The sequence below is a fragment of the Psychrosphaera aquimarina genome, from assembly GCF_032461525.1.
Classification (GTDB): domain Bacteria; phylum Pseudomonadota; class Gammaproteobacteria; order Enterobacterales; family Alteromonadaceae; genus Psychrosphaera; species Psychrosphaera aquimarina.
Window position 1 is genome coordinate 65241 of the sequence record NZ_JAWCUA010000003.1, and the last position, 13569, is coordinate 78809.

General features: G+C 43.5%; 13 protein-coding genes, 2 tRNA genes and 3 rRNA genes. All 18 read right to left on the reverse strand.

The features are described 5' to 3' along the window. Positions 1-258: 258 nt before the first annotated feature. Positions 259-396, reverse strand: coding sequence for a hypothetical protein (locus RT723_RS03365; RefSeq protein ID WP_216056091.1), 138 nt, complete (start codon positions 394-396; stop codon positions 259-261). Continuing rightward, a complete protein-coding gene (locus RT723_RS03370) occupies positions 396-641 on the reverse strand; it encodes a hypothetical protein (RefSeq protein ID WP_315945900.1) in 246 nt (81 codons plus the stop codon). The genes RT723_RS03365 and RT723_RS03370 overlap by 1 nt, the downstream gene beginning before the upstream one ends. A 185-nt stretch (positions 642-826) precedes the next feature. Then, positions 827-1822 (reverse strand): tRNA dihydrouridine(20/20a) synthase DusA, encoded by a 996-nt coding sequence (gene dusA / locus RT723_RS03375; RefSeq protein ID WP_315945901.1) that lies wholly within the window; start codon positions 1820-1822, stop codon positions 827-829. 122 nt (positions 1823-1944) lie between these two features. Continuing rightward, positions 1945-2059 (reverse strand): 5S ribosomal RNA (gene rrf / locus RT723_RS03380). A gap of 160 nt (positions 2060-2219) precedes the next feature. Next, positions 2220-5104, reverse strand: a 23S ribosomal RNA gene (locus RT723_RS03385). A 287-nt stretch (positions 5105-5391) separates the two neighbouring features. After that, positions 5392-5467 (reverse strand) — tRNA-Ala (locus tag RT723_RS03390). Between the two features lie 122 nt (positions 5468-5589). After that, positions 5590-5666, reverse strand: a tRNA-Ile gene (locus tag RT723_RS03395). Between the two features lie 112 nt (positions 5667-5778). Continuing rightward, positions 5779-7314: ribosomal RNA gene (locus tag RT723_RS03400) — 16S ribosomal RNA — on the reverse strand. The 16S, 23S and 5S rRNA genes sit together here with 2 tRNA genes alongside, the layout of an rRNA operon. Before the next feature lie 646 nt (positions 7315-7960). Beyond that, complete coding sequence (gene rplQ, locus RT723_RS03405) at positions 7961-8362, reverse strand: 50S ribosomal protein L17 (protein WP_216056510.1); 402 nt, start codon at positions 8360-8362, stop codon at positions 7961-7963. Between the two features lie 41 nt (positions 8363-8403). Next, positions 8404-9396, reverse strand: coding sequence for a DNA-directed RNA polymerase subunit alpha (locus RT723_RS03410; RefSeq protein ID WP_216056511.1), 993 nt, complete (start codon positions 9394-9396; stop codon positions 8404-8406). A 24-nt stretch (positions 9397-9420) separates the two neighbouring features. Beyond that, the gene (gene rpsD, locus RT723_RS03415; RefSeq protein ID WP_216056512.1) at positions 9421-10041 is read right to left on the reverse strand and encodes a 30S ribosomal protein S4; all 621 of its coding nucleotides are present in this window, start codon (positions 10039-10041) and stop codon (positions 9421-9423) included. 22 nt (positions 10042-10063) lie between these two features. Then, positions 10064-10453 (reverse strand): 30S ribosomal protein S11, encoded by a 390-nt coding sequence (gene rpsK / locus RT723_RS03420; protein WP_105051511.1) that lies wholly within the window; start codon positions 10451-10453, stop codon positions 10064-10066. A gap of 17 nt (positions 10454-10470) precedes the next feature. Further along, positions 10471-10827 carry a 30S ribosomal protein S13 gene (gene rpsM / locus RT723_RS03425; protein WP_315945902.1) on the reverse strand — a complete coding sequence of 119 codons (357 nt, stop codon included), beginning with the start codon at positions 10825-10827 and terminating at the stop codon, positions 10471-10473. Between the two features lie 112 nt (positions 10828-10939). After that, a complete protein-coding gene (gene rpmJ, locus RT723_RS03430) occupies positions 10940-11053 on the reverse strand; it encodes a 50S ribosomal protein L36 (RefSeq protein WP_105051509.1) in 114 nt (37 codons plus the stop codon). Between the two features lie 18 nt (positions 11054-11071). After that, entirely contained in the window at positions 11072-12430 is a 1359-nt protein-coding gene (gene secY, locus RT723_RS03435; RefSeq protein ID WP_216056514.1) for a preprotein translocase subunit SecY, read from the reverse strand. A gap of 13 nt (positions 12431-12443) precedes the next feature. Next, a complete protein-coding gene (rplO, locus tag RT723_RS03440; protein ID WP_216056515.1) occupies positions 12444-12875 on the reverse strand; it encodes a 50S ribosomal protein L15 in 432 nt (143 codons plus the stop codon). A 3-nt stretch (positions 12876-12878) separates the two neighbouring features. After that, positions 12879-13061 (reverse strand): 50S ribosomal protein L30, encoded by a 183-nt coding sequence (gene rpmD / locus RT723_RS03445; RefSeq protein ID WP_216056516.1) that lies wholly within the window; start codon positions 13059-13061, stop codon positions 12879-12881. 6 nt (positions 13062-13067) lie between these two features. Continuing rightward, the gene (rpsE, locus tag RT723_RS03450) at positions 13068-13568 is read right to left on the reverse strand and encodes a 30S ribosomal protein S5 (protein ID WP_315945903.1); all 501 of its coding nucleotides are present in this window, start codon (positions 13566-13568) and stop codon (positions 13068-13070) included. Between the last annotated feature and the right edge of the window lies 1 nt (position 13569).

A 13569-nucleotide genomic window follows, 5' to 3' on the forward strand; every position in this document is an offset into this window, starting at 1 on the left:
AAAACCTTAACTCATTGTATTTATTAGCATAAATAACATCTCCTAATAAATAATAAGTTCGTATGGTTAAATCCACCACTATTTTAGTCTACATCACCTATATATGACGATTGTAGGATTGTAGGATTGTAGGATTGCAGGATTGCAGGATTGTAGGATTGTAGGATTGTAGGATTGTAGGATTGTAGGATTGTAGGATTGTAGGATTGTAGGATTGTAGGATTGTAGGTCAATTTAAATTGTACGTATCGAGCAACATTATTTTACACGCTTGGGACTAGGTAACTGCTTAATACCTAATCCGGCTTCGAATGTGACAAATACAGCATATGCGATACCTAAACTAACTACAGGTGATAACGCTAATATGAATAATGTTGCGATACTAAACATCATTATTCTGCAGCCAATTCATAAGAGAAGCTAATTTCTACATCATTACTAGCTGTAGCTATAGCATGTTTAGCTTGATACAAAAATGTATCTTTAGCAGATATGGCAGCATTATTTAATACCGTGTTACTTACTAAACTTACTTGTGTTTGAATATCATTATGTAAATCTTGGGCTGTACTAAAAGTAGTAATTGGTGCAGTTGGTGCTGATAAAAATATACTTGTTGCTAAAATTAATGTTTGCATGACTCTCTCCAAATTTGATTAATTAGTTATTTAATTAATTACTTAGTCGAGTCATATATTACAAAGGTTGTGCCATCAAAGAATTATTTCGTATACTATTGTTTTATAACGACAATTTTAAATGAGTTAGATCGACGTTGATTACAACAGATAGTCGCAAAACTTAATGTTAGTAATTTTAACCACTATTTAGTCAAATTTTCAATGCGGTAAAAACTACTTGCATCGGCTAATAATTGGGCACCAGTTTTATCAGATTTAACACCATTTATACTAAGACTACGGCGCCAGATTTTAGCCCCTGGTAAACCTTGGAATAAACCCATCATATGTCTTAGTACATGCCAAGCACGGCCACCTTCTTTTTCATGCTCGGTGATATAGCTAGCCACTTTATCCATGACTTGAATTCTAGACAGCACTGGATAATCTGTATCTTGGTATATAACTGTGTCGACTTCGGCCAACAAATAAGGGTTACTATATATCTCCCTACCAAGCATCACACCATCAACATGTTTTAAGTGTTCAACACTTTCGTCTAACGTCTTAATCCCGCCATTTATAATTATTTCTAATTCAGGGAACATACGTTTAATTTGATAAACACGATCATAATCAAGTGGAGGAACGTCTCGGTTCTCTTTTGGACTTAAGCCTGTTAACCATGCTTTTCTGGCATGAATGATAAATGTTTCACACCCAGCATCTTTTACTACTGTGATAAATTCAACTAAGAACTCGAAACTATCAAACTCATCTATACCAATACGTGACTTAACCGTTATAGGAATGGAAGTAACTTGTTTCATAGCTCTTACACATTCAGCGACCAACTCAGGTTTAGCCATTAAGCAGGCACCAAACATACCATTTTGTACTCTGTCTGATGGACAACCTACATTTAGATTCACCTCATCATAACCACGTTCTTCAGCAAGTTTAGCGCAATGTGCTAAAGCATCGGGATCGCTCCCACCTAATTGCAAAGCTACAGGCTGTTCTGAGGTATTAAATCTTAGATAATCACCTTTACCGTGGATTATAGCGCCTGTCGTGATCATCTCTGTATAAAGGACAGTATGTTTACTCATTTGGCGGTAAAAATAGCGGCAGTGGCGATCGGTCCAATCAAGCATTGGAGCAACACAGAATCGGCGATCTATTTTTTTGGCTATCATCAAAAAGGTCCTAGCGGTAATTACAGTTGTAAATATATACATTTATCTAACAAAAAATGTACAAAATATATATCAAGACAATAAAAAACCCCACACTCAATGAGCATGGGGTTGGTATGGGAGTCTGGCGGTGAGCTACTCTCGCATGGCGACTGCCACACTACCATCGCCGCAACTGCGTTTCACTTCTGAGTTCGAAATGGATTCAGGTGGTCCCACAGCGCTATTGCCACCAGACAAAAGCGTTATTGCGTATTTAACAATGGAAAGCTTCTTAACCGAGTTATCAGTTAAGTAACGACCTACAAGGATGTAGGAAGTACTGAATATTGTCAGGAACAATATCAGTAAAAATAAAGGAAATTTGTATCAGCGTTCAAGAACACTTAAGCGTTGTATGGTTAAGCCTCACGGGCAATTAGTATTGGTTAGCTTAACGCCTCACAGCGCTTCCACACCCAACCTATCAACGTTGTAGTCTTCAACAACCCTTTAGGACAGTTAAACTGTCAGGGATGACTCATCTCGAGGCTCGCTTCCCGCTTAGATGCTTTCAGCGGTTATCGATTCCGAACGTAGCTACCGGGCAATGCCATTGGCATGACAACCCGAACACCAGCGGTTCGTCCACTCCGGTCCTCTCGTACTAGGAGCAGCCCCTCTCAATCATCCAACGCCCACGGCAGATAGGGACCGAACTGTCTCACGACGTTCTAAACCCAGCTCGCGTACCACTTTAAATGGCGAACAGCCATACCCTTGGGACCGACTTCAGCCCCAGGATGTGATGAGCCGACATCGAGGTGCCAAACACCGCCGTCGATATGAACTCTTGGGCGGTATCAGCCTGTTATCCCCGGAGTACCTTTTATCCGTTGAGCGATGGCCCTTCCATACAGAGCCACCGGATCACTATGACCTACTTTCGTACCTGCTCGACATGTCCGTCTCGCAGTTAAGCTTGCTTCTACCATTACACTAACCGTACGATGTCCGACCGTACTTAGCAAACCTTCGTGCTCCTCCGTTACTCTTTGGGAGGAGACCGCCCCAGTCAAACTACCCACCAGACACTGTCCACAATCCCGATAAGGGACCAATGTTAGAACATCAAACATACAAGGGTGGTATTTCAAGATTGGCTCCACAAGAACTGGCGTCCTCGCTTCAAAGCCTCCCACCTATCCTACACATGTAGGCTCAATGTTCAGTGTCAAGCTGTAGTAAAGGTTCACGGGGTCTTTCCGTCTAGCCGCGGGTACACAGCATCTTCACTGCGATTTCAATTTCACTGAGTCTCGGGTGGAGACAGCGTGGCCATCATTACACCATTCGTGCAGGTCGGAACTTACCCGACAAGGAATTTCGCTACCTTAGGACCGTTATAGTTACGGCCGCCGTTTACCGGGGCTTCGATCATGAGCTTCTCTTGCGATAACCCAATCAATTAACCTTCCGGCACCGGGCAGGTGTCACACCGTATACGTCATCTTTCGATTTAGCACAGTGCTGTGTTTTTAATAAACAGTTGCAGCCACCAGGTCACTGCGACCGGCTTCAGCTTAGGGAGCAAGTCCCATCACCAATGCCGGCGTACCTTCTCCCGAAGTTACGGTACCATTTTGCCTAGTTCCTTCACCCGAGTTCTCTCAAGCGCCTTAGTATTCTCTACCTGACCACCTGTGTCGGTTTAGGGTACGGTTCTTAATCATCTGAAGCTTAGAGGCTTTTCCTGGAAGTATGGCATCAATGACTTCATCACCTTAGTGACTCGTCTCGTGTCTCAGCCTAGTGAATTCCCGGATTTGCCTAAGAATTCAGCCTACACACTTTCACACGGACAACCAACGCCGTGCTCACCTAGCCTTCTCCGTCCCCCCATCGCAATGATTAAAAGTACAGAAATATTAATCTGTTTCCCATCGACTACGCATCTCTGCCTCGCCTTAGGGGCCGACTTACCCTACCCTGATTAGCATGGGATAGGAACCCTTGGTCTTTCGGCGTGGGGGTTTTTCACCCCCATTATCGTTACTCATGTCAACATTCGCACTTCTGATATGTCCAGCAAACTTCTCAATTCACCTTCAACCACTTACAGAACGCTCCCCTACCTAGCGTAATAAATTACGCTACCGCAGCTTCGGTGTTATGTTTAGCCCCGTTACATCTTCCGCGCAGGCCGACTCGACTAGTGAGCTATTACGCTTTCTTTAAAGGGTGGCTGCTTCTAAGCCAACCTCCTAGCTGTCTAAGCCTTCCCACATCGTTTCCCACTTAACATAAACTTTGGGACCTTAGCTGGCGGTCTGGGTTGTTTCCCTCTCCACGACGAACGTTAGCACCCGCCGTGTGTCTCCCGGATATTACTTTACGGTATTCGGAGTTTGCATGGGGTTGGTAAGCCGGGATGGCCCCCTAGCCCAAACAGTGCTCTACCCCCGTAAGTATTCGTCCGAGGCTCTACCTAAATAGATTTCGGGGAGAACCAGCTATCTCCCGGTTTGATTAGCCTTTCACTCCTAGCCACAGGTCATCCCCTAACTTTTCAACGTTAGTGGGTTCGGTCCTCCAGTTGATGTTACTCAACCTTCAACCTGCCCATGGCTAGATCACCGGGTTTCGGGTCTATACCTTGCAACTATTTCGCCCAGTTAAGACTCGGTTTCCCTACGGCTCCCCTATTCGGTTAACCTTGCTACAAAATATAAGTCGTTGACCCATTATACAAAAGGTACGCAGTCACAGAACAAGTCTGCTCCTACTGCTTGTACGTATACGGTTTCAGGTTCTATTTCACTCCCCTCACAGGGGTTCTTTTCGCCTTTCCCTCACGGTACTGGTTCACTATCGGTCAATTGGGAGTATTTAGCCTTAGAGGATGGTCCCCCTATCTTCAGTCAAAGTTTCTCGTGCTCCGACCTACTTAATGTGTCCAATATGCTGCTTCGTGTACGGGGCTATCACCCTTTATTGCGGAACTTTCCAGAACCTTCCACTACAACATACTGAATCGGCTGTTTCCCTTTCGCTCGCCGCTACTCAGGAAATCTCGGTTGATTTCTTTTCCTCCGGGTACTTAGATGTTTCAGTTCTCCGGGTTTGCTTCGCATAGCTATGTATTCACTATGCGATACTGCACAAAATGCAGTGGGTTTCCCCATTCAGAAATTCTGGTCTATAACGGTTTTTATCACCTTAACCAGACTTATCGCAGATTAACACGTCTTTCATCGCCTCCAATTGCCAAGGCATCCACCGTATACGCTTATTCACTTAACCATACAACCTTAAATGCTCTCGCACTAAAGTCGTCGGTTATGCCATTTTGATTGCGCTCGCTAAAAGCAACAATCGACATAAATAACGCTTGAGTTTTCTCTTACAGTGATACAAATTACTTGTTATTCATTCATAAGAATGTCAAACAAGGTTTATACCTTTATTTTTTATTCAGCTTTCCAATTTGTTAAAGAGCAATTGAGTCATTAAAAACTCAAATAAATAAACACTGAAGTTAAACAACTTAATGTATATTTATTTGAGCTCATGTTCATTCGAAGAAGAAGTGGTGGAGCTATGCGGGATCGAACCGCAGACCTCCTGCGTGCAAGGCAGGCGCTCTCCCAGCTGAGCTATAGCCCCATTTATTTCTAAATGGTTCTCATCCGATTAATCAGACAAGTCCAATCTTTTCTTATCAAGGCATTTAATGAGGACGTTTAGTACACTAAACGACGAGTTAAATAACGCAGAGAAGGAATGATTGGTAGGCCTGGGCAGACTTGAACTGCCGACCTCACCCTTATCAGGGGTGCGCTCTAACCAGCTGAGCTACAGGCCTATATTTGTGAGTCACAAGCGCTAACTTATGCCACTTTCCTGTAACTTCTTCTTGCTCACAATTCGTAATTAATTATCTGTGTGGACACGAGTAAATCTCATAACTTTATGTATAAGGAGGTGATCCAGCCCCAGGTTCCCCTAGGGCTACCTTGTTACGACTTCACCCCAGTCATGAACCACAAAGTGGTAAGCGTCCTCCCGAAGGTTAAACTACCTACTTCTTTTGCAGCCCACTCCCATGGTGTGACGGGCGGTGTGTACAAGGCCCGGGAACGTATTCACCGTGGCATTCTGATCCACGATTACTAGCGATTCCGACTTCATGGAGTCGAGTTGCAGACTCCAATCCGGACTACGACAAGCTTTATGGGATCCGCTTACTCTCGCGAGTTCGCAACCCTTTGTACTTGCCATTGTAGCACGTGTGTAGCCCATCTCGTAAGGGCCATGATGACTTGACGTCGTCCCCACCTTCCTCCGGTTTGTCACCGGCAGTCTCCTTAGAGTTCTCAGCATAACCTGCTAGCAACTAAGGATAAGGGTTGCGCTCGTTGCGGGACTTAACCCAACATTTCACAACACGAGCTGACGACAGCCATGCAGCACCTGTCTCAGAGTTCCCGAAGGCACTAAAGCATCTCTGCTAAATTCTCTGGATGTCAAGAGATGGTAAGGTTCTTCGCGTTGCATCGAATTAAACCACATGCTCCACCGCTTGTGCGGGCCCCCGTCAATTCATTTGAGTTTTAACCTTGCGGCCGTACTCCCCAGGCGGTCTACTTATCGCGTTAGCTTCGCAAAACAGCGCTTAAGCGCCAAGCTGCTAGTAGACATCGTTTACGGCGTGGACTACCAGGGTATCTAATCCTGTTTGCTACCCACGCTTTCGTACATGAGCGTCAGTGTCGACCCAGGTGGCTGCCTTCGCCATTGGTATTCCTTCAGATCTCTACGCATTTCACCGCTACACCTGAAATTCTACCACCCTCTGTCGCACTCTAGCCATCCAGTTTCAAATGCAGTTCCCAGGTTGAGCCCGGGGCTTTCACATCTGACTTAAATGGCCGCCTGCGTACGCTTTACGCCCAGTAATTCCGATTAACGCTCGGACCCTCCGTATTACCGCGGCTGCTGGCACGGAGTTAGCCGGTCCTTCTTCTGCGAGTAACGTCACATCTGATGGGTATTAACCACCAAACTTTCCTCCTCGCTGAAAGTGCTTTACAACCCGAAGGCCTTCTTCACACACGCGGCATGGCTGCATCAGGCTTGCGCCCATTGTGCAATATTCCCCACTGCTGCCTCCCGTAGGAGTCTGGACCGTGTCTCAGTTCCAGTGTGGCTGATCATCCTCTCAGACCAGCTAGGGATCGTTGACTTGGTGAGCCTTTACCTCACCAACTATCTAATCCCACTTGGGCTTCTCTAAAGGCGAGAGCCGAAGCCCCCTTTAAGCCGTAGCTATTATGCGGTATTAGCAGTCGTTTCCAACTGTTGTCCCCCACCTAAAGGCAAATTCCCAAGCATTACTCACCCGTCCGCCACTCGTCATCAAACTAGCAAGCTAGTTTATGTTACCGTTCGACTTGCATGTGTTAGGCCTGCCGCCAGCGTTCAATCTGAGCCATGATCAAACTCTTCACTTTAAAGTGTTTCATTTAATCGCTACTCATTAAATACTGTTCAAATAAATAAATTTGTTTGTACAGACACTTAAGAATAGTAAATCTTAATTTGTTACTATCACTTACAAGTGCCCACACAGATAATTAATTACAAGTTGTTAAAGAACATTTCGAACCCCGAAGGTTCTGGTTAAGACTGACTATCAATTTAGTCGCTCAGGGCTGTCTCAACCGGGATGCGCATTCTACACTTCCCAAACTCCCTGTCAACACTATTTTGAAATCTTTTTCTTAAAAGTTTTTACAAACTTCTCTAAGATTTCTTGCTCCAAACCCTAATTCAAACTTGTTGTTTTAGCGGCTTGGTGTCTTCCTGACAACGTGGGGCGCATTATAGGGATCTTTATTTAACGCGCAAGATCTTTTTTAACTTTTTTGTTTGTTTGGTTAAATAACATGCAAAACTAGGTAGATTAATGCTTTAAAGGTACTTTTTGATGAAATATTGAACGGGTTTAACAAATAAACAGCTTAGTTTTAAACTTTACTAGCTGTACGCTAAATAGAAGTTATGTATGTATATAGGAGGAGATATATAAAAGAAGATGTATTGTTATAAACATTTTAATCGTAAAAAAGAAAAAAGCCGGGTAAACCCGGCTTTTCTTTATTCTTCAGTAGCTTCAACTACTTCAGCATCTGCATCAAGTTCTGGTCTTTCAACCAGTTCAATGTAGGCCATTGGTGCTTTATCACCAGTACGGTAGCCGCACTTAATGATACGTGTGTATCCACCTGGGCGTTCATTGTAACGTTGACCTAATTCACTAAATAACTTACCAACTACTTCAGCGTCTCTCGTACGAGCAAACGCTAAGCGGCGGTTAGCTACGCTGTCTTGTTTAGCCATTGTGATCAATGGTTCAACAACACGACGTAATTCTTTAGCTTTTGGCAAAGTTGTTTTGATGATTTCATGCTTCACCAAAGAACCCGCCATATTACGGAACATCGCTTGACGATGACTGCTGTTGCGGTTTAATTGACGACCACTCTTACGATGGCGCATGAGCTTTTCCTTCTAACTAATTCGTTTAACCGTAATTCGGTTTAGTCATTTTCTAACAGACTAGCTGGCGGCCAATTTTCTAGACGCATGCCTAGTGACAACCCGCGAGACGCTAACACGTCTTTTATTTCTGTTAGAGACTTTTTACCGAGGTTAGGAGTTTTAAGTAACTCAACCTCGGTTCTTTGAACCAAATCGCCGATGTATTGTACTTGTTCAGCTTTCAAACAGTTAGCTGAACGAACAGTCAACTCTAGATCGTCCACTGGACGTAATAGAATTGGATCAAATTCTGGTTTCTCTTCTTCTTGCTGCACTTCAGTAACATCACGTAAATCTACGAACGCTTCTAATTGCTCTGCTAAAATAGTAGATGAACGACGGATAGCCTCTTCAGGATCCAATGTGCCGTTCGTTTCCATATCAATGATCAATTTGTCTAAATCAGTACGTTGTTCTACACGAGCACTTTCAACATTATAAGCTATACGCTCAACAGGGCTGAATGAAGCATCAAGTAAAAGACGACCGATTGGACGATCCTCATCGTCAGAGGACACACGCGCAGATGCAGGAACATAGCCACGGCCACGCTGCACTGTAACACGCATTGAAATTTCAGAACTTGCGCTCGTTAAATTACAAATAACGTGTTCAGGGTTGATAATTTCTACATCACCATCGTGCTGAAAATCACCAGCTGTAACAGGGCCGTTACCTGACTTAGTTAAAGTCAAAGTTACTTCGTCTTTCCCTTCTACGCTAACTGCTAAACCTTTAAGGTTTAACAATATTTCAATCACATCTTCCTGTACGCCTTCTTTTGCACTGTATTCGTGCTGAACACCGTCGATTTCTACTTCGGTCACTGCACAACCAGGCATAGAAGACAACAAAATTCTGCGCAACGCATTACCTAAAGTATGACCAAACCCACGTTCTAGTGGCTCTAGTGTTACTTTAGCGCGAGTTGGACTCACCTGTTCTATATCTACAAGCCTTGGCTTAAGGAATTCAGTTACAGACCCCTGCATTATATATCCTCTTATGTTTCAACTTTACTTAGAGTAAAGTTCAACAATTAACTGTTCGTTAATCTCTGCAGATAAATCAGTACGTTCTGGGTTTGATTTATAAACACCAGACATAGCTTTATTATCTACTTCAATCCAAGTAGGTTTTTCACGTTGTTCAGCTAACTCAAGAGCTGCAACAATACGTCCTTGCTTCTTCGATTTTTCACGAATAGCAACAACATCTTCTGCAGACACTTTGTAGGAAGGAACGTTCACTACGCTACCGTTAACAACAATTGCTTTGTGGCTAACTAGTTGACGAGCTTCTGCACGAGTAGTTGCATAACCCATGCGATAAACAACGTTATCTAAACGGCTTTCTAAAAGTTGCAACAGGTTTTCACCAGTATTACCTTTAATACGAGCCGCTTGTTTATAATAGTTACGGAATTGTTTTTCTAAAATACCGTAAATACGACGTACTTTTTGTTTTTCACGAAGCTGCAAACCATAATCAGACAAACGAGGCTTACGAGCTCCGTGTTGACCTGGTGCAGTATCGATTTTACATTTAGATTCTATAGCACGTACGCCACTCTTAAGGAACAAATCTGTTCCTTCGCGACGACTAAGCTTTAGCTTTGGACCCAAATATCTAGCCATGTTCTTTCTCCACTAACAGTCGTTATACACGACGTTTTTTAGGCGGACGACAACCGTTATGAGGAATAGGTGTCACGTCAGTAATGTTAGTGATCTTGAAACCAACGCCATTTAATGCGCGGATTGCAGATTCACGACCAGGACCAGGGCCCTTGACGAAAACTTCAATATTCTTCAAACCGTACTCTTTTGCTGCTTCGCCTGCGCGTTCAGCCGCTACCTGTGCAGCGAATGGTGTTGATTTACGTGAACCACGGAAACCTGAACCACCTGCCGTAGCCCAAGACAATGCATTGCCTTGACGGTCGGTTAATGTAACGATTGTGTTGTTGAAAGACGCATGGATATGAGCCATACCATCAGCAACCTGCTTTTTTACCTTTTTACGTGAACGAGTTGGAGCTTTTGCCATTTCTTGCTACCTCCGCCTTATTTTGAAATAGGTTTACGTGGACCTTTACGGGTACGCGCATTAGTTTTAGTGCGCTGACCGCGTAGAGGAAGACTGCGACGGTGACGTATGCCACGGAAACAACCTAGATCCATTAAACGCTTAATATTCAATGTTACTTCACGGCGAAGATCACCTTCTACAGTGTACTTGCCTACTTCTTCACGTAATTTATCCAAATCTTCTTCAGATAAAGTTCCGATTTTCGTATCTTCTGCGATACCGGTTGCTACACAAATAGCTTGTGAGCGTGTTTTACCGATGCCGTAAATCGCTGTAAGTGCGATTACAGAATGTTTACGATCGGAAATGTTAATGCCAGCGATACGGGCCACTAACACATCTCCTATAGTTATGGGTCAGTCGAAAAGCCCGTTAGGATACTCGACCTCTGACCGATTGTAAATAAGGGCGAGAAATATTCTCGCCCATCAAGTTTATGTCGTATTAACCCTGACGCTGTTTATGCTTAGGGTCTGTACAAATTACGCGAACAACACCTGAACGCTTAATTACTTTACAGTTACGACAAATCTTCTTAACGGAAGCACGTACTTTCATTGCTTATACTCCGCAATTTTAGCGGCTATAACCTTTCAGGTTAGCTTTATCTAAAGCGTTTCCTGCTAGGTTTGCCTTTTTAAGAACAGATTCATATTGATGAGACATCAATAACGTTTGAACCTGAGCCATAAAATCCATGACAACAACAACGATGATTAACAACGATGTGCCACCAAAATAAAATTGGACGTTCCAAGCTATCATCATAAATTCTGGTACAAGACAAACAAATGTGATGTACATAGCACCAGCTAGTGTCAAACGTGTCATTACTTTATCTACGTATCTCGACGTTTGTTCACCAGGTCTGATACCCGGAATAAATGCACCTGAGCGCTTTAAGTTATCAGCTGTTTCTCTCGGGTTGAAAACCAACGCCGTATAGAAAAAACAGAAGAATATTATAGCAGCCGCATACAACATTACATATAGGGGTTGCCCTGGAGATAGAGTTAAAGACATTTGCTGCAAGAAATCTGCAACAGCACCTTCACCTGTACCGAACCATGCCGCTATTGTACTTGGAAACATGATAATACTACCAGCAAAAATTGGTGGTATTACGCCAGCCATATTTACCTTAAGCGGTAAATGTGAGCTTTGTGCTTGAAACACTTGGCGGCCTTGTTGACGTTTAGCGTAGTTAACGACGATACGACGTTGTCCACGTTCAACAAATACAACAAAGTATGTAACTGCAAAAACAATAACTGCAATCAACATTAGAACTAACAAATGAATTTCGCCCTGACGAGCTTGTTCTGCTGTTTGTCCTATTGCTGAAGGTAACCCTGCAACGATACCAGTAAAGATCAATATTGAAATACCGTTACCAATACCACGTTCTGTAATTTGTTCGCCTAACCACATTAAAAACATGGTTCCAGTTACTAAACTTACAACAGCAGTAAAATAAAAACCTGGCCCAGCATTAATTACTAGTCCCGGCATCATAGTTGGTAAACTGGTAGCAATACCAAACGACTGGAATGTCGCTAGCACCAGCGTAAAATAGCGCGTGTACTGACTGATTTTCTTACGACCAGACTCACCCTCTTTCTTTAGCTCAGCTAAAGAAGGGTGCATTACCGTTAACAACTGCATAATAATAGAGGCAGTTATATACGGCATGATACCTAACGCTAATACTGAAGCACGCTCAAGCGCACCACCGGAGAACATATTGAACATTTCTACGATGGTACCCTTTTGCTGCTCGAATAAATCAGCTAGTACTGCGGCGTCAATCCCAGGAATTGGAACAAATGAACCCAATCGAAATACAACGATTGCAATCAATACAAACCATAAGCGTTGTTTCAACTCGGCAAAGCCGGTTTGTCCGCTTTGTAGGTCTAATCCTGGTTTAGCCATAATGTACTTATCCTTATTCTACTTTTCCGCCAGCTGCAACGATAGCTTCTAACGCACCTTTAGTAACACGTAGACCAGCTACAGTTACAGCACGAGAGACAACACCAGACATTACAACTTTTACGAAAAGTACGTCTTTCTTCACTAAACCTGCCGCTTTTAGCGACTCAAGGCTAACTACGTCACCCTCAACTTTAGCGATTTCAGACAATGTTACTTCATCAGTAACCAACGATTTACGAGAAGTGAAACCGAATTTCGGTAGACGACGTTGTAAAGGCATTTGACCGCCTTCAAAACCAGGTCTTACACTTCCGCCAGTACGAGATTTCTGACCTTTGTGTCCACGACCACCAGTTTTACCTAAACCAGAACCGATACCGCGACCTACGCGTTTCTTATCTGTTTTAGCACCTGGAGCTGGAGATAGAGTATTCAAACGCATCGATTACCCCTCCACTTTAATCATGTATTGAACTTGGTTTACCATACCACGTACACAAGCAGTGTCTTCCAACTCTACTGTGTGGTTGATACGGCGTAAGCCCAAGCCACGTAATGTAGCTTTATGCTTCGGTAAACGACCGATAGAGCTACGTATTTGTGTTACTTTAATCGTTTTCTTAGCCATGGTTTATTACCCCAAGATTTCGCCAACGTTAAGACCACGTTTAGCAGCTACTTGTGCAGGAGATTTCATTCCAGCAAGAGCATCTACTGTAGCGCGAACTACGTTGATTGGGTTAGTAGAACCGTAACATTTTGAAAATACGTTATATACACCTGCTACTTCAAGGACGGCACGCATTGCGCCACCGGCGATGATACCTGTACCTTCAGAAGCTGGTTGCATGTAAACTTTAGATCCAGAGTGACGACCCTTAATTGGGTGTTGCAATGTACCATTAGTTAACTCTACATTTACCATGTTACGACGCGCTTTTTCCATTGCTTTTTGAATAGCAGCTGGAACTTCACGCGCTTTACCATAACCAAAACCTACACGGCCGTTTTTGTCACCAACAACAGTTAAAGCAGTGAACGAGAATATACGACCACCCTTAACTACTTTTGATACACGGTTAACCGCGATAAGCTTTTCTTCGAATTCTGTTTGTTTTGTATCTACATTAGACATG